We start from the raw sequence: 19,237 nt of genomic DNA, 5'->3' as shown, positions 1-19,237 counted from the left end.
CGAAAAATTGCTGTGATCGGCAACGTATCGTTTCCTGTAAACTGTTTCATCATGAAGCCGAAATCCGTGGGAATCCGTGACGTCGCCAAGCATGTGGGCGTGTCCACGGCCTCGATTTCGCGCACGATCAACAACCCCGAATCGGTGCGCCCCGACCTGCGCAAGCGCATCGATGCGGCGATCGCCGAGCTCGGCTACATCCCCGACGCCGCGGCGCGCGCGCTCTCCTCGCGCCGCACGCGCACGATCGGCGCGATCATCCCGACGGTGGACAACGCCATGTTCGCGCGCGGCATCGAGGCGCTGCAGAGCTACCTGTCGCTGCAGGGCTACCTGCTGCTGCTGTCCACCAGCGGCTACGACCCCGAGACCGAGGCGCGGCAGGCGCAGAACATGGCGAGCCGCGGCATCGACGGGCTGATCCTGCGCGGCGACACCCACACCGACGCACTGCGCCGGCTCTTGGCCTCGCAGCGCATCCCGTTCGTGAACGTGGGCGTGTACCACCCCGACAAGCCCTATGCCTCGGTGGGCGGCAACAACGAGGCCGCGGCCTACCGCGCTTGCCGCTACCTGATCGAGCTGGGCCACACGCGCATCGGCATGGTGGCGGCCATCTCGTCGAACAACGACCGCGCCACGGCGCGCGTCTCGGGTGTGCGGCGCGCGCTGGCCGAGAGCGGCCTCGCGCTCAGGCCCGAGTGGTACATCGAGGTGCCCTACCACCTCGACGATGCGCGGCAGGGCGCGCGGGTGCTGCTGTCGCCGCCGTGCGAACAGTGGCCCACGGCCGTGGTCTGCGGCAACGACGTGATCGCCTACGGCGTGCTGCTCGAGGCCGAGCGCCGCGGCCTGCACGTGCCCGGCGACCTGTCGGTGATGGGCTTCGACGACCTCGAATGGAGCCGCCACCTGCGCCCCAGCCTCACCACCATGCATGTGCCGACCGACGAGGTCTGGACGCGGGCCGGCGAATACCTCGTGAAGTCGCTCGCGGGCAAGGCCGCCGCGCTGCACCACGAGGTCGACGTGTCGCTGGTGGTGCGCGAATCGACCGGGCGGCCGCGCGCATAGAAGCTCGTCGGGCGCGCCGCCTCCCCGATGGCGCGAGAATTGCTCAGCCCGCCCAAGGGTTTCCCCGTACGCGCCATACCGGCGCCCGCATACGCGTTATGGGCGCCCCCGTATGCAACCTCGCGGACAAGCCGCTAACGTCCATGACTGGCCCGCCACGGGCCGCCCACGAGCCAAAAAGCATGAGCACCGACAGCAGCCACAGCAGCCAGATTCGTCCGATCCGCTTCTTCCACCGCGGCAAGATCGTGGAGGTGAGCGGCGTCCACCCGACCCGTTCGGTGCTCGACTGGCTGCGCGAGGACGCGCACTGCACCGGCACCAAGGAAGGCTGCAACGAAGGCGACTGCGGCGCCTGCACGGTGGTGGTCGGCGAACTGGCCGAGGGCGACGACGCCCAGGCGCCCGGCACGATCGGCGGGCTCCGGCTGCAGACGGTCAATGCCTGCATCCAGTTCTTGCCGACGCTGCATGGCAAGGCGCTGTTCACCGTCGAGGACCTGAAGTCGCAGTGCGCGACCGCGGCGCCACCCAAGGGTGTCAAGCACCCCGTCCACACGCTGCACCCGGTGCAGCAGGCGCTGGTCGACTGCCACGGCTCGCAGTGCGGCTTCTGCACGCCGGGCTTCGTGATGTCGCTGTGGTCGAGCTACGAGCACCATCAGGCCCGCGGCACGCAGCCCACGCGCCAGCAACTGGCCGACGAACTGTCGGGCAACCTGTGCCGCTGCACCGGCTACCGGCCGATCCTCGACGCGGGCCAGCGCATGTTCGACCTGCCCGGCGTGCGGCTCGACACCAAGCCGGTGGTGGCCGCGCTCGCTTCGCTGCAGGACGGCGACGGGCTCGAATATGCCGCGCCGCTCGGTGCGCGCACCGACCGCTTCCATGCGCCGAAGACGCTGGCGCAACTGGCCACGCTGCGTGAGCGCAAGCCCGGTGCACAGCTGCTCGCGGGCTCGACCGATGTCGGCCTCTGGGTCAACAAGCAGTTCCGCGACCTCGGCGACATCATCTACGTGGGCGACGTGGCCGAACTCAAGACGATCGAAGTGCGCGAGGACGCGCTCTACATCGGCGCCGGCGCCTCGCTCGAAGCCGCCTTCGCGGCGCTGGTGCAGCGCGTGCCGAGCCTGGAGGACGTGTGGCTGCGCTTTGCCTCGCCGCCGATCCGCCATGCCGGCACCATGGGCGGCAACGTGGCCAACGGCTCGCCGATCGGCGATTCGCCGCCGGTGCTGATGGCGCTCGACGCCGAGATCGAACTGCGCCGCGGCGAGGCGGTGCGCCGCATGCCGCTCGCGGACTTCTACGTCGACTACATGAAGAACCAGCTGCAGCCCGGCGAGTTCGTGCAGGGGCTGGCCGTTCCGCTCGCGGCCATGCGCCGCCAGGTGCGCGCCTACAAGATCAGCAAGCGCTTCGACTGCGACATCTCGGCGCTGTGCGCGGGCTTCGCGCTCGAGCTCGAGGCCGATGGCGAGACCGTGAAGGCCGTGCGCCTCGCCTTCGGCGGCATGGCCGCGACCGTCAGGCGTGCCGCGAAAGCCGAGGCCGCGCTCGTCGGCCGGCCCTGGCGCCAGGCCAGCGTCGAGGCCGCCAAGCGCGCACTCGCCGAAGACTTCAAGCCGCTCTCCGACATGCGCGCGTCGGCCGACTACCGCATGCAGGTGGCGCAGAACCTGATCCAGCGCCTGTGGCTCGAAACGCGTGCCGACGATCCGCTCGCGACCGAAGAAACCAGCGTCTGGAGCGTGATGCCGCATGCGGCTGCCGCCGCGGAAGGATCCTGACCATGAACAAACCGATCGACCCCCGGCTGCTGCAACCCGCAGAGGCCTTCGCGAACTACCTGAAGAACACGGCCGCGCGCATCGACCAGGGCGCCGAGAAGCAGGCGCACGCGCAGGGCGCGCGCGTCGGCATCAGCCGTCCGCACGAGTCGGCGCACCTGCATGTGGCCGGCGAAGCGACCTACATCGACGACATTCCCGAGCTCGTGGGCACGCTGCATTGCGCGCTGGGCCTGTCGCCGGCGGCCAGCGGCCGCATCACGGCGCTGTCGCTCGATGCGATCCGCGCGATGCCCGGCGTGGTGGCCGTGCTCTCGGCCGACGACATCCCGGGCAGCAACGACTGCGGCTCGATCGTGCATGACGACCCGATCCTGCTGCCGGTGAACGCGGGCGGCGAGATCCGCTACCTCGGCCAACCCGTGTTCGCGGTGATCGCCGAGACGCGCGATGCCGCGCGCCGCGCCGCGGCCAGGGCGAAGGATGCGATCACGCTCGAGGCCGAGCCGCCGGTCCTCACGCCGCAAGAAGCGCATGCGCGCGGCCAGTACGTGGTGCCGCCGATGCACATCGTGCGCAGCAGCGGCGCGGCCAACGAAGGCGACGAGGCCGCGGTACGCGCGGCCATTGCCGGTGCACCGCACCGCCACAAGGCGAGCTTCGACGTCGGCGGCCAGGAGCAGTTCTACCTCGAAGGCCAGATCAGCTACGCCATTCCCAAGGAAGGCGGCGCGCTGCACATCCACTGCTCGACCCAGCACCCGAGCGAGATGCAGCACCTGGTGGCGCATGCGCTGCACCTGCAGTCGAACGAGGTGCATGTCGAATGCCGGCGCATGGGCGGCGGCTTCGGCGGCAAGGAATCGCAGTCGGCGCTCTTTGCCTGCGTGGCCGCCATCGCGGCGCGGCAGCTGCAGCGCCCCGTGAAGCTGCGGCTCGACCGCGACGACGATTTCATGATCACCGGCCGACGCCACTGCTTCTGGTACGAGTACGACGTGGGTTACGACGACGAGGGCCGCATTCTCGGCGCGGAGATCACCATGGTCTCGCGCGCCGGCCATTCGGCCGACCTCTCGGGCCCGGTGATGACGCGCGCGCTGTGCCACTTCGACAACGCCTACTGGCTGCCGAACGTGGCGATGCACGGCTACTCGGGCAAGACCAACACGCAGAGCAACACCGCGTTCCGCGGCTTCGGCGGGCCGCAGGGCGCGATCGCGGTCGAGAACATCCTCGACTCGGTGGCGCGTGCGCTGGGCCGCGATCCGCTCGACGTGCGGCGCGTCAACTTCTACGGCAAGACGGAGAACAACGTCACGCCCTACCGCCAGACCGTGACCGACAACATCGTGCACGAGCTCGTCGCCGAACTCGAAGCCACCAGCGACTACCGCGCGCGGCGCGAGGAGATCGCCGCCTTCAACGCGAAGAGCCCGGTGCTCAAGCGCGGCCTGGCGCTGGCGCCGCTGAAGTTCGGCATCTCCTTCAACGTGAAGCACTTCAACCAGGCCGGCGCGCTGGTGCATGTGTACACCGACGGCTCCATCCTCGTGAACCACGGCGGCACGGAAATGGGACAGGGCCTCAACACCAAGGTGGCGCAGGTGGTGGCGCACGAGCTGGGCGTGAGCTTCGATCGCGTGCGCGTGACGGCCACCGACACCACCAAGGTGGCCAACACCTCGGCCACGGCCGCCTCGACGGGCGCCGACCTCAACGGCAAGGCCGCGCAGGACGCCGCGCGCCAGATCCGCGAGCGCCTGGCGGCGTGCGCGGCCGAGCGCCACGGCGGCGACGCGGCCGCGGTGCGCTTCGCGAACGACCAGGTCGAGGTCAACGGCCGCACGCTGGCCTTCAGCACCGTGGTGGGCGAGGCCTACCTCGACCGCAAGCAGCTCTGGTCGGACGGCTTCTACGCCACGCCGGGCCTGAGCTGGGACAAGGACAGGATGCAGGGCCGCCCGTTCTACTACTTCGCCTATGGCGCGGCGGTGAGCGAGGTGGTGGTGGACACGCTCACCGGCGAATGGAAGCTCCTGCGCGCCGACATCCTGCACGACGCGGGCAAGTCGCTCAACCCGGCCGTGGACATCGGCCAGGTCGAAGGTGCTTTCATCCAGGGCATGGGCTGGCTCACCACCGAGGAACTCGTGTGGCATCCGCAGAGCGGCAAGCTCACCACGCATGCGCCGAGCACCTACAAGATCCCCACCGCCAACGACTGCCCGCCGGTGTTCAACGTGCGCCTGTTCGACGGCCAGAACGCGGAAGATTCCATCCACCGCAGCAAGGCCGTGGGCGAGCCGCCGCTGTTGCTGCCGTTCTCGGTGTTCTTCGCGATCCGCGACGCGGTGTCGGCCGCGGGCGGGCACCGCGTCGATCCGCCGCTCAAGGCGCCCGCGACGAGCGAGGCGATCCTGCGCGCGGTCACGGCAGTGACCGCCGCGACCGCTGCGCAGGCGGGATGACCGCCGGCGCCTCGATCCCCGGCGTATAACCGCTCGCACCGTCCACTACCGTACGAGCGGCCCATGCGCGACCAGGCTCTTTTCGACAAGATCGATCTTCACCTCATCCGGGTGCTCCACACCGTGCTGACCGACCGCAGCGTCTCGCGCGCCGCCATCCGCCTGGGCATGTACCAGCCGGCCGTGTCGGCGGCGCTCAAGCGGCTGCGCGAGCTCTCGGGCGATCCGCTCCTGGTGCGCTCGGGCTCGGGCATGGTGCCCACCGACGCGGGGCTGCGCATGATCGAACCGGCCGCGAGCATCCTGCGCGCCGCCGAGATGCTGTTCTCCGATGCGCGCGGCTTCGAGCCGCAGTCGGCGGCCACCACCTTCCGGATCGCCGCGAGCGACTACATGGACCCGCTGTTCCTGCCGATGCTCGTGGCGCAGGTCAAGCGCGAGGCGCCGTTGTGCCACATCGAGATCCACGCGCTCTCGCCCGACTCCGACTACCACGGCCATCTGTCGCTCGGCCAGGTCGACCTGGTGATCGGCAACTGGCTGAAGCCGCCCGAAGACCTGCACATGGCGCGGCTCTTCGGCGACGAGGTGGTGTCGCTCGTCAACCAGGACCACCCGGCGGTGCGCCGCGGCTGGGACCTCGAAACCTGGCTCGCGGCCGAGCACATCGCGCCCACGCCGATGCATCCCGGCGGGCGCGGCATCATCGACCAGATGCTCGACGAGCTCGGGCGGCAGCGCAATATCACGGCGCGTTGCGCGCACTTCGGGCTCATCCCCGACATGGTCGCCTCCAGCCTGCTGGTGCTGACCACGGGCCGCCAGTACTGCGAGCGCTTCGCGGCGCGGCTGCCGGTGAAGATCCTCGACTGCCCGGTGGCCCTGCCGCGGCTCATGTACTACCAGCTCTGGCACGAGCGCACCCATTCGTCGAGTTCCGCGCGCTGGCTGCGCGACTGCATCAAGGGCGTGGCGGCATCGCTGCGGCCCCCGCACGCCCCCGACAGCCCCGATCCGCCCTGAGCGGTGAGCCCCCGGTCGCGCCGGCGTCGCGCCCGGAAAGGCACGATGAAACAACGACCGCCCAATACAACAGCTGGAGACAAGCGAAATGAACAGGTTTGAAGAGGTGCCCAAGCTCACCGATCCCGCCGCACCGGTGGCGGCCGCGCGCGGCGTGCCGCACGGCGGAGGCTGGCTCGAGCGCATGTTCGGCCTGGCCGAGCACAACACGACGGTGCGCACCGAGGTCATCGCCGGCCTCACCACCTTCCTGACGATGGCCTACATCATCTTCGTCAACCCGTCGATCCTCGGCGACGCGGGCATGCCGAAGGGCGCGGTGTTCGTGGCCACCTGCCTGATCGCGGCGCTGGGCACGCTGATCATGGGCCTGTATGCCAACTACCCGATCGCGATGGCGCCGGGCATGGGGCTGAACGCCTACTTCTCGTACGTGGTGGTGCTGGGCATGGGCTACACGTGGCAGGTGGCGCTCGGCGCGGTGTTCATCTCGGGCTGCCTGTTCCTCGTGGTGACGGTCACGGGGCTGCGGGAGCTGTTCATCCGGGGCATACCGCAGTCGCTCAGAACCGCGATCACGGTGGGCATCGGCATGTTCCTCGCGCTCATCGCGCTCAAGAGCGCCGGCGTGGTGGCCGCCTCGCCCGCCACCTTCGTGACGCTCGGCAACCTGCATTCGCCGCCGGTGATCCTGGCCACGCTGGGTTTCCTGATCATCGTGGTGCTCGACCGGCTCAAGGTTCGCGGCGCGATCCTGGTCGGCATCATGGTGGTGACGGTACTGTCGTTCTTCTTCGGCGGCAACAAGTTCAACGGCATCTTCGCCGCGCCGCCGTCGGTCATGCCCACCTTCCTCGAGCTCGACATCATGGGCGCGCTCCAGGGCGGCATCCTCAACGTGGTGCTGGTGTTCTTCCTGGTCGAGATGTTCGACGCCACCGGCACGCTGATGGGCGTGGCCAAGCGCGCCGGGCTGCTGGTGCCCGGCAAGATGGAGCGGATGAACAAGGCGCTCCTGGCCGACAGCGGCGCGATCTTCGCGGGCTCGCTGCTCGGCACCTCGAGCACCACGGCCTACGTCGAGAGCGCGGCCGGCGTGCAGGCGGGCGGGCGCACCGGCCTCACCGCGGTGGTGGTCGCCGTGCTGTTCCTGGCCTGCCTCATGATCTCGCCGCTCGCGGGCTCGGTGCCGGCCTATGCCACCGCGCCGGCGCTTCTGTTCGTGGGCTGCCTGATGCTGCGCGACCTGGTCGAGCTCGACTGGGAAGACACCACCGAGGTGATCCCCGCGGTGGTCACCGCGCTGGCGATGCCCTTCACCTATTCGATCGCCAACGGGCTGGCCTTCGGCTTCATCACGTATGCGGTGCTCAAGCTGTTCACCGGCCGGGCACGGGAAGTGCATGTGATGGTCTGGGTGATCGCGGCGATCTTCCTGTTCAAGTTCGCCTACATCGGCGGGCACTGACCGGGAGCGCCCGCCGGGGGCGCCGATTTCGGGCGGGGCGCTATTAAACTAATAGCTGCCCCGCTTTGTTTGCTGTTGAACGAGACAAACCCACGAAACCCGGCATGACCACTCCCAGACTCCAGCTCGCCAACATCACGAAGCGCTATCCGGCGGTGGTGGCGAACAGCGACATCTCGCTGGCCGTCGCCCCCGGCGAGATCCATGCCGTGCTCGGCGAGAACGGCGCCGGCAAGTCGACGCTGATGAAGATCATCTACGGCTCGGTCAAGCCCGACGAGGGCACCGTGGGTTTCGACGGCGAGCCCGTGCAACTGCGCAACCCGCAGCAGGCGAGGGCGCTGGGCATCAGCATGGTGTTTCAGCACTTCAGTCTGTTCGACACGCTCACCGTGGCCGAGAACGTGTGGCTCGGCCTGGACAAGTCGCTGGCGCTCGCCGAAGTGGCGCGCAGCATCTCGGCCAAGGCGAGCGAGTACGGCCTGGACATCGACCCTTCGCGGCCGGTGCACACGCTGTCGGTCGGTGAGATGCAGCGCGTGGAGATCATCCGCGCGCTGCTCACCAACCCCCGGCTCCTGATCCTCGACGAGCCGACCTCGGTGCTCACGCCGCAGGCGGTGGGCAAGTTGTTCGCAGTGCTCAACAAGCTGGCGTCCGAAGGCTGCAGCATCCTCTACATCAGCCACAAGCTGCACGAGATCCGCGAACTCTGCACCGCCTGCACGGTGCTGCGCGGCGGCAAGGTCACGGGCGTGTGCGACCCGCGGCAGGAAAGCAACGAGTCGCTGTCGCGGCTGATGATCGGCTCCGAGCCGCCGCCGCTCACGCACCGGCCGGTGCATGCGGGCGCGGTGGCGCTCGCCGTCGAGCGCCTCACGCTGGCGCGCGAGGACCAGTTCGGCGTCGACCTCGACGCAATCTCGTTCGAGGTGCGCGCGGGCGAGGTGGTCGGCATCGCGGGCGTCTCGGGCAATGGCCAGAAGGAGCTGCTCTACGCGCTCTCGGGCGAGGACGTGCGCGCCGGCGCCGCCATGGTGCGGGTGTTCGACCGGCCCGCCGGACGGCTTGCGCCGCGCGCGCGGCGGGCGCTCGGCCTGCATTTCGTGCCCGAGGAGCGGCTGGGCCGCGGCGCGGTGCCCACGCTCGGGCTCGCGCACAACCTGCTGCTCACGCGCGGCAATGCCGTGGGCCGGGGCGGCTGGATCCGCACCGCGGCGCTCGAGAAGCATGCCAAGGCCATCATTGCGCGCTTCAACGTCAAGGCCGGCGGCCCGCATGCGGCGGCGCGCTCGCTGTCGGGCGGCAACCTGCAGAAATACATCGTCGGGCGCGAGATCGATGCCGACCCGAAGCTCTTCATCGTCTCGCAGCCGACCTGGGGCGTGGACGTGGGCGCCGCCGCGCTGATCCGCGGCGAGATCCTCGCGCTGCGCGACGCGGGCTGCGCGGTGCTGGTGGTCAGTGAAGAACTCGACGAGCTGTTCGACATCAGCGATCGCCTGCACGTGATCGCCAAGGGGCGGCTGTCGCCCTCGGTCGACCGCGCGGCAGCCACGCTGCCGCAGATCGGCGAATGGATGAGCGGGCTCTGGCAGGCGAACGGCGGCAAGGAGGCGGCGCATGCTCAAGCTTGAAGCGCGTCCGGAGCTTTCGCGCTTCTGGACTTTTGCCTCGCCGATCCTGGCGCTGCTGGTCACCGTGCTGATCGGCGTGGCGCTGTTCGCCGCGCTCGGCAAGGACCCCGTCAAGGGCCTGCTGGTGTTCTTCTACGAGCCCATCAAGAACGGCTACGCGATCGGCGAACTCACGATCAAGGCCACGCCGCTGCTGATCATCGCGCTCGGCCTGGCGGTGTGCTTCCGTTCGAACGTCTGGAACATCGGCGCCGAGGGCCAGTTCGTGTTCGGCGCCATCGCAGCGGGCGGCGTGGCGCTGATGGCCGACAAGACCACCGGTTCGTGGATCGTCGGGGCGATTCTCGTGGCGGGCACGCTCGGCGGCATGGTGTGGGCCGGCATCGTGGCGTTCCTGCGCGACCGCTTCAACGCCAATGAAATTCTCGTGAGCCTGATGCTGGTGTACGTGGCGACGCTGCTCTTGAGCTACATGGTGTTCGGCCCCTGGAAAGATCCGCAGGGCTACAACTTCCCGCAGTCGAAGACCTTCGAGGCCGTGACGCAGATTCCGCGGCTCTTCAAGGGCTCGCGCGTGAGCATCGGGCTGATCATCGCGCTGGTAGGCGTGGGCGTGCTCTGGGTCTTTCTTTTCCGCACGCGTGCCGGTTTCGCACAGCAGGTCGGCGGACTGGCACCGGCGGCGGCGCGCTACGCGGGCTTCTCGGCGCGGCGCGCGGTGTGGACAGCGCTGCTGGTCTCGGGCGGCGCGGCGGGCCTAGCCGGTGCGCTCGAAGTCGCCGGCCCGCTGGGCCAACTGACGCCGTACGTGCCCGCAGGCTACGGCTTCGCCGCGATCATCGTGGCCTTCGTGGGGCGACTGCATCCGGTCGGCATGGTGTTCTCGGCCATCCTCATGAGCATGTTCTATATCGGCGGTGAGCTCGCGCAGTCGCGCCTGGGCCTGCCCAAGTCGCTCACGGGCGTGTTCCAGGGGCTGCTGCTGTTCACGCTGCTGGCCTGCGACACGTTGATCGCCTACCGCATCCGCCGAAAGGCCGCTGCGAAAGCGGCGGGGCCCACGTTGACGACAGGCTCGCTGCAAGCCAGCACGCCTTTGACCGCGCCGATCGTGCGTTCCACGGAGTCCACATGAAGCACACGATGAATTCACTTCCAGGAACACCGCGGAACCGGCTTTGCCGGGCCGCTGGTGTTGCCCCCGGTAGGGGGTTGGCGGAGCGGACACGCAGTGCCGCGCAGCTTGGGGGCGAGCAACATGTTTGACAGCTACGCACTCCTTTTGGGCTCCACACTTAGCGCCGGCACCGTGCTCGCGATCGCGGCGCTGGGCCTCTTGATCAACGAGAAGGCCGGCATCGTCAACCTCGGCGCCGAGGGCATGATGCTCTGCGCCGCCATCGCAGGCTTCGCGACCGTCGTCACCACCCACAACCCCTGGCTCGGCTTCCTGGCCGGCATGGCCGCCGGCGCACTGCTCGCGGCCTTCTTCGGTGTGCTGGTGATCTGGCTCAACACCAACCAGTACGCCACCGGGCTCGCGCTGAGCCTGTTCGGCGTCGGCTTTTCGGCCTTCGTCGGCATCAACTTCGTGCAGGCGCGGCTGCCGGAGAGCGTGTCGTACGCCATACCGTGGCTCAGCGAGATTCCCCTCGTCGGCCCCGCGCTGTTCCGCCACCACCCGATGGTGTACATCGCGGTGTTGTTGACGGTCGGGCTCATCTGGTTTCTCTACCGCACGCGCGCCGGCCTCGTGCTGCGCTCGGTCGGCGAATCGCCTGAATCGGCGCATGCGCTCGGCTACCCGGTGCGCCGCATCCGCTTCATGGCCGTGGTCGCTGGCGGTGCTCTCTGCGGGCTTGCGGGCGCGTACCTCTCGACCGTCTACACGCCGCTGTGGGTCGAGGGCATGGTCGCGGGCCGCGGCTGGATCGCGCTCGCGCTCACCACCTTCGCCACCTGGCGGCCCATGCGCGTGCTGCTGGGCGCCTACCTGTTCGGCGGCGTGTCGATGCTGGGCTTCCATTTGCAGAGCAGCGGCGTCGACGTGCCCGCCCAGTTCCTCAGCATGCTGCAGTACATCGCGCCCATCGTGGTGCTGGCGCTGATCTCGCGCAATCCGGCGTTCATCCGCATCAACATGCCGGCCTCGATCGGAAAGCCGTTCTACCCCGGCTCATAATCTCGCTTTTCGTTTTTCCGCCAACCGTCCTTTTTTTAGGATTCCGACAATGAATGACCTGAACAAGCGCTCCCTGCTCAAGCTCGCCGCCCTGACCGCGGTGGCTTCGGCGGCCCTGATCGGCTGCGGCAAGACGGAGGAGCCGGCTGCACCCGCCGCGGCGCCGACGCCCGCACCGGCGCCCGCCGCCGCGGCACCGGCACCCGCAGCGCCGCTCAACATCGCGTTCGCCTACATCGGTCCGGTCGGCGATGGCGGCTGGACCTTTGCGCACGACAACGGCCGCAAGGCGCTCGAGAAGGAGTTCGGCGACAAGATCAAGACCACCTTCGTGGAGAGCGTGCCCGAGGGCGCCGACGCCGAGCGCGTGTTCCGCGACCTGGTCGGCCAGGGCAACAAGCTGATCTTCGGTACCACCTTCGGCTACATGGAGCCGATGCTCAAGGTGGCCAACGACAGCAAGGACGTCAAGTTCGAGCATGCCACCGGCTACAAGACGGCCGAGAACATGCGCACCTACGACAGCCGCACCTACGAAGGCGCGTACATGGCCGGCATCATTGCCGGCGCCATGACCAAGAGCAACACGCTCGGCGTGGTGGGCTCGGTGCCGATCCCCGAGGTGCTGCGCAACATCAACAGCTTCACCATGGGCGCGCAGTCGGTCAACCCGAAGATCACCACCAAGGTCGTGTGGGTCAACGAATGGTTCAGCCCGCCCAAGGAGACCGAGGCCGCCACCGCCCTCATCAACGGCGGCGCCGACGTCCTGTTCCAGAACACCGACTCGCCGGCCGTGCTCAAGACCGCGCAGGAAAAAGGCAAGCGCGCCTTCGGCTGGGATTCGGACATGACCGCCTACGGCCCCAAGGCCCACCTCGCGTCGGCCACCATCAACTGGGCGCCGTACTACATCAAGGCCACGCAGGACGCGATCGACGGCAAGTGGACCACCGGCCAGAGCTGGTGGGGCGTGAAGGAAGGCGCGATCGACATCGTCTCGATCGCCGAAGACGTGCCGGCTGAAACCAAGGCCAAGGTCGAGGAAGTGAAGAAGGGCCTGAAGGACGGCAGCTTCTCGATCTGGAAAGGCCCCATCCTGGGCCAGGACGGCAAGGAACTGGTCGCCAAGGACGCGGTGGCCGACGACAAGTTCCTGTCGGGCGTGAACTTCTACGTCAAGGGCGTGGAAGGCAAGGTGCCGGGCGGGGACAAGAAGTAAGACACAGCGCCGGATCATCAACGGGCCATGCCTTCAGGGGCATGGCCCGTTGTCGTTTCATCCGTTTCAACTGGAGCCATCGATGCGCAACCCACTCGACTTCACCTCCTGGCAAGGCCTTGTCTCCACGCTCCTCGGACTGGTGCTGGTCTCGATCGTGGCGGTCGGCATCCGCATCGTGGTGATGCTCAGCGTGCAGCAACGGCGGGAGCGGCAGAACCGGCAGATCAATGAGCGGCTGAAGACGTTGATCGCGGCCTACAAGGTGCTCGGCGGGTCGTTCACCGGTGAACTGGCGGTGGACCCGAGCCACTTGCGCGACCTGCGGGAACGGCGGTCTCAGGCGCGGGCCGGCGGGCAAGCCGCGATTGCAGGTGAAGCCACCGAGGGCGCGGACGAGGACGGACTTCCGGCATCGGACCGGCGCCGCCGCATCCGCGACGCGGTCGAGGGCGCGCTGTCCGACGTGATCCTGCTGGGCACCGAGGCGCAGGTCCGGCTGGCGGCGCAGGCGGCCAGCGACATGGCGGCGGGACGCAGCGTGGAAACGGCCGAACTGGTGGTCTCGCTGCGCACCTTCATCCGCGAGGTGCTCGACCTGGCACCGGTGCCGCCGGAACTCGGCATTCCGAAGCAGGGACCGCTGCGCACCAAGGGCACGCCGACACGCAGCGACCGCGCGGGTGGCGGCGCGGGCGGAGGCGGCGGCGCGAGAGGTGGTGGCAGCGGTGCGGGCATGGGCATGGGCGCCGGACTCGGCGCCGGCGTCGGCGTCGGCCTGCACCATGGCGCGGCCGATGCAAGCCCGGCGCCCGCGGCGGGGCTGCCGCGCGACACGGAACCCTGACTCTTCGTGGCTCACGGCCCGCGCCACAATCGCCCGCGCGGCCGCGCTGCCCTGGACGTGCTATTGGTCGACGCTCGAAAACGCCTTGAGCACGGCCACGCCCCTGAAGGCCCGCCAGAGTCCGAAGGGCACCAGCAGCGCGCCGGCCAGCCGATGCAGCGGCGGCTCCAGGGACAGCGCGGCCCAGATACCGAGCGCGGCGATGAGCAGGCCACCGACGATGTTCACCACGCCGCCGCTGAGCCACTGCAACTGGAGGATCCGCGCCGTCAGCGACAGCATGCGATCGGCCACCTTGAGTCCGAGGCGGTCGGCCAGCACATAGAGCCCGAGCAGCAGCAGCGGCGCCACGGCGATGCCGATCAGGAGATACGCCGCGATGCTGATCAAGGTGTGCATGCTTGCCAGCTTATCAAGCGGGCCGCCGGCTCAGGCGAATCGATCGAGCAGTCTGTACGAGGCCACGCCCGCCGCGATGTAGAAGCGCTGCAATCCAGGCCATACGGTTTTGCGCATCGCGGTGGCGTCGCGAGCCTTTATGCTGTGCGCGAACACGCTGCCACTTTTCGCATTCCCACATCCCCGCGCAAGACCCCGCCATGACCGACTTCCGCCCCACCTTCGACCAGCGCTTCGATAGCATCCCGGCCGCGCGCCTGCCCGAACTGCTGTGCGCCATGCCCAAGGCCGAGCTGCACATGCACATCGAAGGCTCGCTCGAACCCGAGCTGATCTTCGCGCTCGCCGGGCGCAACGGCGTGGCCCTTCCCTACGCGAGCGTGGAGGAACTGCGCCGCGCCTACGCCTTCACCAACCTGCAGAGCTTCCTCGACATCTACTACGCCGGCGCGAGCGTGCTGCTGAAGGCGCAGGACTTCCACGACATGGCCTGGGCTTACCTAGAGCGCGCCGCGGCCGACAACGTGGTCCACACCGAGATGTTCTTCGACCCTCAGACGCACACCGCGCGCGGCGTGGCGATGGAGACCGTCATCGAGGGCCTGTACAGCGCCTGCACCGCGGCGGGGCCGAAGCTCGGCGTGAGTGCATCGCTGATCCTGTGCTTCCTGCGCCACCTGAGCGAGGAAGAGGCTTTCGAGACGCTCGAACAGGCGCTGCCTTTTCGCGACAAGTTCATCGGCGTGGGGCTCGACTCGAGCGAGGTGGGCCATCCGCCCGAGAAGTTCGCGCGCGTGTTCGCGCGCTGCCGCGAGCTGGGATTGCATCTGGTCGCGCATGCCGGCGAGGAGGGCCCGCCCGAGTACGTCTGGAGTGCGCTCGACGTGCTGAAGGTCGAGCGCGTCGACCATGGCGTGCAGAGCGTGAAGGATCCGGCGCTGATGCAGCGGCTCGCGCAAGACCGCATTCCGCTCACCGTGTGCCCGCTGTCGAACCTCAAGCTCTGCGTGTTCCCCGACCTCGCGCAGCACAACCTCGGCGCGCTGCTCGATGCGGGGCTGGTCGCCACCGTCAACTCGGACGACCCGGCCTACTTCGGCGGCTACATGAACCAGAACTTCCTGCAGACCTTCGCGGCCACGGGGCTCGGCGTGCGGCATGCGTGGCAGCTCGCGGCCAACAGCTTCGAGGGCAGCTTCATCGACGAAGCGGCCAGGCGCGACTACCTGACGCGGCTCGACGCCGTCTTCGCGCGCTTCTCTGCCGACGCCTGAACTGGAGCCCCCATGAAACCCCAACCGATCGACTACGCGGACGCGCCCGACGAGGTGAAGGCCGTGTTCGACGACATCAAGGCCGTGCGCAACGTGCCCGACGTCAACAACTTCTGGAAGTACCTCGCGAACGATCCTGCGACGCTGCGGCGCACCTGGGCCAGCCTCAAGGAGGTGATGGCGCCGGGTGCGCTCGATCCGGTGGTCAAGGAGATGGTGTACCTCGCGGTGAGCGTGAGCAACGGCTGCGGCTATTGCACCGCAAGCCATCACGCGGGCGCCGAGAAGGCCGGCATGACGCCCGCGATGTTCGCCGAGCTGATGGCGGTCGTCGGCATGGCCAACGAGACGAACCGGCTCGTCAACGGCTACAGGGTGCCAATCGATCCCGCCTTCGACGCGTAAGGCAAGCCCGACAAGCCCGACAGCCTCCTAGGTAGAATCCCCAGCCCCGCAGCCGGCGTCCCGGCGGCTGCGGGGCTTTTGTTTTTCCGGGGCCATGTAGAGGAACACCATGTACAAAAACCTCGCGGGCCGCGCCGTTCTGGCGTGGGCAGCCGCTTGCTTTTTATCTCCCGCCTTCTCGCAACAGCCGCAGGCGCCGAAAGGGCCGCCGTTGAAGATCGGCTTCGTCTACGTCACGCCCGTCACCGACGCCGGCTGGGTGCGCCAGCACGAAGAGGGCCGCAAGGCCGTCGAAGCGGCGCTGGGCGACAGGGTCAAGACCAGCTTCGTCGAGAACGTGCCCGAAGGCGCCGATGCCGAGCGCGTGATCCGGGATCTGGCGCAACAGGGCCATGGGCTGATCTTCACGCCGAGCTTCGGCTACATGGAGCCCACGCTCAAGGTGGCGCGCGACTTTCCGGACGTGAAGTTCGAGTCGGTCACGGGCTACAAGACCGCGCCCAATGTCGCGACATCGAACGCGCGCTACTACGAAGGGCGCTACCTTGCGGGCATTGCCGCAGGCCGCATGACGAAGACGAACATCGCCGGCTACGTGGCGGGCTTTCCGATCCCGGAGGTGCTGCAGGGCATCAATGCCTTCACGCTCGGCTTGCGCTCGGTGAACCCGCAGGCAAAAGTGGCGGTGGTGTGGCTCAACGAATGGTTCGATCCGCCGAAGGAGCGCGACGCCGCGATGGCGCTCTTCAACCAGAACGCCGACGTGCTGGCCTTCCACACCGGCTCGACCGCAGTGATGGCCGCGGCGCAGGAGCGCGGCAAGATGGCCGTGGCCTACCACTCCGACATGCGCAAGACGGCCCCCGACGCGCAGATCGTCGCCGTCACGCACCAGTGGGGCGGCTATTACACCGCCCGGGCCAAGGCCGTGCTCGACGGCACCTGGAAGAGCGGCAATCTCTGGGGCGGTGTGAAGGAAGGCCTGATCCGCGTCGGCGACTTCGGCGCGAAGGTGCCCAAGGCGGTGCAGGACGAAGTGCTGGCGCGGCAGAAGGACATCGCGTCGGGCAAGCTGCAGCCGTTTCGCGCGGTGGCCGCCGACGTGCGCGACAACGAAGGACGCACCGTCATTGCCAAGGGCGCGCAGCTGACCGACGAGCAGATCCTCAAGATGAACTGGCTCGCCGAGGGCGTGCAGGGGCGGGTGGGGCGCTGAGGCACTGGGCCGTGGGAGCGCCGACGCGCCGGCGCGCGAGTGGCCTGGGCATATAGCATTCATACACGCAGGGAAATTGCGCCGGCGCAGGGCTGGTTTACCCTCCGCAGCCACGATGAAAAAAGCCTACCGCGCCTCCCTCCTGCGTTTCGACGCTGCCGGCCAGCCCGTTTTCGACGAGGACGGCCTGCTGGTCGTCGCGCCCGATGGGGCCGGCCGACAGCGCGTGCTCGACGCGGGCAGCCATGCGGCCGTGTCGCCGCGCCATCCCGACGCCGAACTCACCACACTGCCGGGCCGCATCCTCGCGCCGGGCTTCGTGGACATGCACATCCACTTTCCGCAGACCGACATCATCGGCTCGCCGTCGCCGGGCCTCTTGCCCTGGCTCGAGAACTACACCTTCCCCGCGGAAGCGAAGTTCGCCGACCCCGCGCATTCGAACGAAGTCGCCGAGGTGTTCTTCGACGAGCTGCTGCGCAACGGCGTGACGACGGCGCTGACCTTCGCGACCTCGCACGTGGCCTCGGTCGATGCTTTCTTCGAGGCCGCGCAGCAACGGGGCCTGCGCATGATCTCGGGCAAGGTGCTGCAGGACCGCCATTCGCCCGACGGCGTGCGCGATGAGACCGCGCAGAGCCTGGTCGATTCCGAGGCCCTGATCCGCAAGTGGCACGGCACCGATCGCCTGGGCTACGCGATCACGCCGCGCTTCGCGCCCGCGAGCACCGACGCCCAGATGCGCGGCGCCGGCGAGCTGGCCGCGAAGTACTCCGACACCTGGATCCAGTCGCACGTGGCCGAGAACCGCGACGAGGTGGCCTGGGTGCGCGAGCTCTATCCGCAATCGCGTTCCTACCTCGACGTGTACGCGGGTTTCGGCCTGATGCGCGAGCGGGCCGTGTACGCGCACTGCATCTACCTCGACGACACCGACCGCGCGCTGATGCGCGACACGAAGACCGCGGCCGCCGTGAGCCCGACCAGCAACCTGTTCCTCGGCAGCGGCTTCTTCGACTTCGGGGCGGCCGACCGCACCGGGTTTCCGTACGGCCTCGCGAGCGACGTGGGCGGCGGCACCAGCTTCAGCCCCTTCCACACGATGATGGCGGCCTACTACGTCGGCCGCGAGGGCCAGACCAAGCCCGGCCTGAGCATTGCGCCGTCCGAGCTCTGGTGGCGCCACACCGGCGGCGCGGCGCGCGCCCTGGGGCTCGACGGCGTGATCGGCAACCTGCAGCCCGGCTGCGAGGCCGACTTCCTGGTGCTCAACCCGCAGCAGGCCACGCCGCTGCTCGCGCGCAAGGCCGTGCGCGCCGAGAACCTCGAGGAACTGCTGTTCGCGATGATCGTGCTTGGCGACGACCGGCTGATCGAGCGCACGGTGATTTCGCAGGCGGGGTGAGCGGACGCGCAGTTCGCCCATGCCACAATCGCCGACCTAGCGGCGCAGCGGGTACCTTCGGGAAACGCCGCGGAACCGGCTTTGCCGGGCCGCTGGTGTTGCCCCCTTGAGGGGGTTGGCGAAGCGACACGAAGTGCGCGAAGACTGGGGGTGTTTTATGTCTATCAAGAGCGACAAATGGATTCGGCGCATGGCCGAGCAGCACGGCATGATCGAGCCCTTCGAGCCCGGGCAGGTGCGCGAGGCCGCGGGCCACAGGATCATCAGCTACGGCACCTCGAGCTACGGCTACGACATCCGCTGCGCGCCTGAATTCAAGGTTTTCACCAACATCCACAGCACCGTGGTCGACCCGAAGAACTTCGACGAGAAGAGCTTCGTCGACATGCACGGCGATTACTGCATCATCCCGCCCAACAGCTTCGCGCTGGCGCGCACGGTCGAGTACTTCCGCATCCCGCGCAACGTGCTCACCATCTGCCTCGGCAAGAGCACCTACGCGCGCTGCGGGATCATCGTGAACGTGACGCCCTTCGAGCCCGAATGGGAAGGCTACGTGACGCTCGAGTTCAGCAACACCACGCCGCTGCCCGCCAAGATCTATGCGGGCGAGGGCTGTGCCCAGGTGCTGTTCTTCGAGAGCGACGAGGTCTGCGAGACCAGCTACAAGGACCGCGGCGGCAAGTACCAGGGCCAGCGCGGCGTCACACTGCCCAAGACCTGAGGCCTTCGGCGCGCTGACCCCCGGTTACGCAGCCAGCGGCCGGGCCCATTACCATCCGCTCACGATCCGGCCCACTTCGACAGCCGGCAAGGAGCGC

At 68.5% G+C, this 19,237-nt stretch carries 16 protein-coding genes; 15 read left to right on the top strand and 1 reads right to left on the bottom strand.

The window, feature by feature from the left end; all coding sequences use genetic code 11:
• Positions 1-51: 51 nt before the first annotated feature.
• The 10 genes from AC3A6G_RS04075 to AC3A6G_RS04030 all read left to right on the top strand — a co-directional run bounded on the left by AC3A6G_RS04075 (position 52) and on the right by AC3A6G_RS04030 (position 13,717).
• Positions 52-1,074: a LacI family DNA-binding transcriptional regulator gene (locus AC3A6G_RS04075; protein ID WP_487864116.1), complete on the top strand. Its 1,023-nt coding sequence runs from the start codon at positions 52-54 to the stop codon at positions 1,072-1,074.
• A 182-nt stretch (positions 1,075-1,256) separates the two neighbouring features.
• On the top strand, positions 1,257-2,867 hold the full coding sequence (gene xdhA, locus AC3A6G_RS04070) for a xanthine dehydrogenase small subunit (protein WP_487873127.1): 1,611 nt from the start codon (positions 1,257-1,259) through the stop codon (positions 2,865-2,867).
• A gap of 2 nt (positions 2,868-2,869) precedes the next feature.
• The gene (xdhB, locus tag AC3A6G_RS04065; RefSeq protein WP_487873126.1) at positions 2,870-5,338 is read left to right on the top strand and encodes a xanthine dehydrogenase molybdopterin binding subunit; all 2,469 of its coding nucleotides are present in this window, start codon (positions 2,870-2,872) and stop codon (positions 5,336-5,338) included.
• A 63-nt stretch (positions 5,339-5,401) separates the two neighbouring features.
• Entirely contained in the window at positions 5,402-6,361 is a 960-nt protein-coding gene (locus AC3A6G_RS04060; protein ID WP_487858349.1) for a LysR family transcriptional regulator, read from the top strand.
• A gap of 88 nt (positions 6,362-6,449) precedes the next feature.
• The gene (locus AC3A6G_RS04055; RefSeq protein ID WP_487858348.1) at positions 6,450-7,829 is read left to right on the top strand and encodes an NCS2 family permease; all 1,380 of its coding nucleotides are present in this window, start codon (positions 6,450-6,452) and stop codon (positions 7,827-7,829) included.
• A 104-nt stretch (positions 7,830-7,933) separates the two neighbouring features.
• A complete protein-coding gene (locus tag AC3A6G_RS04050; RefSeq protein ID WP_487873125.1) occupies positions 7,934-9,466 on the top strand; it encodes an ABC transporter ATP-binding protein in 1,533 nt (510 codons plus the stop codon).
• A complete protein-coding gene (locus AC3A6G_RS04045) occupies positions 9,453-10,601 on the top strand; it encodes an ABC transporter permease (protein WP_487858346.1) in 1,149 nt (382 codons plus the stop codon). The genes AC3A6G_RS04050 and AC3A6G_RS04045 overlap by 14 nt, the downstream gene beginning before the upstream one ends.
• A gap of 123 nt (positions 10,602-10,724) precedes the next feature.
• Positions 10,725-11,648: an ABC transporter permease gene (locus AC3A6G_RS04040; RefSeq protein ID WP_487873124.1), complete on the top strand. Its 924-nt coding sequence runs from the start codon at positions 10,725-10,727 to the stop codon at positions 11,646-11,648.
• Between the two features lie 49 nt (positions 11,649-11,697).
• A complete protein-coding gene (locus AC3A6G_RS04035; protein WP_487858344.1) occupies positions 11,698-12,870 on the top strand; it encodes a BMP family ABC transporter substrate-binding protein in 1,173 nt (390 codons plus the stop codon).
• 82 nt (positions 12,871-12,952) lie between these two features.
• Positions 12,953-13,717, top strand: coding sequence for a hypothetical protein (locus AC3A6G_RS04030; protein ID WP_487873123.1), 765 nt, complete (start codon positions 12,953-12,955; stop codon positions 13,715-13,717).
• A gap of 60 nt (positions 13,718-13,777) precedes the next feature.
• Here AC3A6G_RS04030 and AC3A6G_RS04025 read toward each other — a convergent pair whose 3' ends face one another.
• Positions 13,778-14,116, bottom strand: coding sequence for a hypothetical protein (locus AC3A6G_RS04025; protein ID WP_487858342.1), 339 nt, complete (start codon positions 14,114-14,116; stop codon positions 13,778-13,780).
• 200 nt (positions 14,117-14,316) lie between these two features.
• On the opposite strand from AC3A6G_RS04025, the gene AC3A6G_RS04020 reads away from it, so the two are divergent.
• The 5 genes from AC3A6G_RS04020 (at position 14,317) to dcd (ending at position 19,140) form a co-directional block, all read left to right on the top strand.
• Positions 14,317-15,390, top strand: a complete 1,074-nt coding sequence (locus AC3A6G_RS04020; protein ID WP_487873122.1) for an adenosine deaminase — start codon at positions 14,317-14,319, stop codon at positions 15,388-15,390.
• Positions 15,391-15,402: 12 nt separating this feature from the next.
• Positions 15,403-15,795, top strand: a complete 393-nt coding sequence (locus tag AC3A6G_RS04015; RefSeq protein WP_487873121.1) for a carboxymuconolactone decarboxylase family protein — start codon at positions 15,403-15,405, stop codon at positions 15,793-15,795.
• Between the two features lie 109 nt (positions 15,796-15,904).
• Positions 15,905-17,011, top strand: a complete 1,107-nt coding sequence (locus tag AC3A6G_RS04010; protein ID WP_487873120.1) for a BMP family ABC transporter substrate-binding protein — start codon at positions 15,905-15,907, stop codon at positions 17,009-17,011.
• 115 nt (positions 17,012-17,126) lie between these two features.
• Positions 17,127-18,416: a guanine deaminase gene (gene guaD / locus AC3A6G_RS04005; protein WP_487873119.1), complete on the top strand. Its 1,290-nt coding sequence runs from the start codon at positions 17,127-17,129 to the stop codon at positions 18,414-18,416.
• Between the two features lie 157 nt (positions 18,417-18,573).
• Entirely contained in the window at positions 18,574-19,140 is a 567-nt protein-coding gene (dcd, locus tag AC3A6G_RS04000; protein ID WP_487858337.1) for a dCTP deaminase, read from the top strand.
• Positions 19,141-19,237: the final 97 nt, after the last annotated feature.

The sequence above is a fragment of the Variovorax sp. Soil_C_26 genome (assembly GCF_057657075.1).
Note: the sequence above shows the minus strand (reverse complement) of the source record. Positions and strands in the feature narration are given on the sequence as shown.

What these genes read in the sequence shown, in the direction of transcription:
- AC3A6G_RS04075 (WP_487864116.1), top strand. Translation starts at nt 52, where the DNA reads ATGAAGCCGAAATCCGTGGGAATCCGTGACGTCGCCAAGCATGTGGGC.
- xdhA (WP_487873127.1), top strand. Translation starts at nt 1,257, where the DNA reads ATGAGCACCGACAGCAGCCACAGCAGCCAGATTCGTCCGATCCGCTTC.
- xdhB (WP_487873126.1), top strand. Translation starts at nt 2,870, where the DNA reads ATGAACAAACCGATCGACCCCCGGCTGCTGCAACCCGCAGAGGCCTTC.
- AC3A6G_RS04060 (WP_487858349.1), top strand. Translation starts at nt 5,402, where the DNA reads ATGCGCGACCAGGCTCTTTTCGACAAGATCGATCTTCACCTCATCCGG.
- AC3A6G_RS04055 (WP_487858348.1), top strand. Translation starts at nt 6,450, where the DNA reads ATGAACAGGTTTGAAGAGGTGCCCAAGCTCACCGATCCCGCCGCACCG.
- AC3A6G_RS04050 (WP_487873125.1), top strand. Translation starts at nt 7,934, where the DNA reads ATGACCACTCCCAGACTCCAGCTCGCCAACATCACGAAGCGCTATCCG.
- AC3A6G_RS04045 (WP_487858346.1), top strand. Translation starts at nt 9,453, where the DNA reads ATGCTCAAGCTTGAAGCGCGTCCGGAGCTTTCGCGCTTCTGGACTTTT.
- AC3A6G_RS04040 (WP_487873124.1), top strand. Translation starts at nt 10,725, where the DNA reads ATGTTTGACAGCTACGCACTCCTTTTGGGCTCCACACTTAGCGCCGGC.
- AC3A6G_RS04035 (WP_487858344.1), top strand. Translation starts at nt 11,698, where the DNA reads ATGAATGACCTGAACAAGCGCTCCCTGCTCAAGCTCGCCGCCCTGACC.
- AC3A6G_RS04030 (WP_487873123.1), top strand. Translation starts at nt 12,953, where the DNA reads ATGCGCAACCCACTCGACTTCACCTCCTGGCAAGGCCTTGTCTCCACG.
- AC3A6G_RS04025 (WP_487858342.1), bottom strand. Translation starts at nt 14,116, where the DNA reads ATGCACACCTTGATCAGCATCGCGGCGTATCTCCTGATCGGCATCGCC.
- AC3A6G_RS04020 (WP_487873122.1), top strand. Translation starts at nt 14,317, where the DNA reads ATGACCGACTTCCGCCCCACCTTCGACCAGCGCTTCGATAGCATCCCG.
- AC3A6G_RS04015 (WP_487873121.1), top strand. Translation starts at nt 15,403, where the DNA reads ATGAAACCCCAACCGATCGACTACGCGGACGCGCCCGACGAGGTGAAG.
- AC3A6G_RS04010 (WP_487873120.1), top strand. Translation starts at nt 15,905, where the DNA reads ATGTACAAAAACCTCGCGGGCCGCGCCGTTCTGGCGTGGGCAGCCGCT.
- guaD (WP_487873119.1), top strand. Translation starts at nt 17,127, where the DNA reads ATGAAAAAAGCCTACCGCGCCTCCCTCCTGCGTTTCGACGCTGCCGGC.
- dcd (WP_487858337.1), top strand. Translation starts at nt 18,574, where the DNA reads ATGTCTATCAAGAGCGACAAATGGATTCGGCGCATGGCCGAGCAGCAC.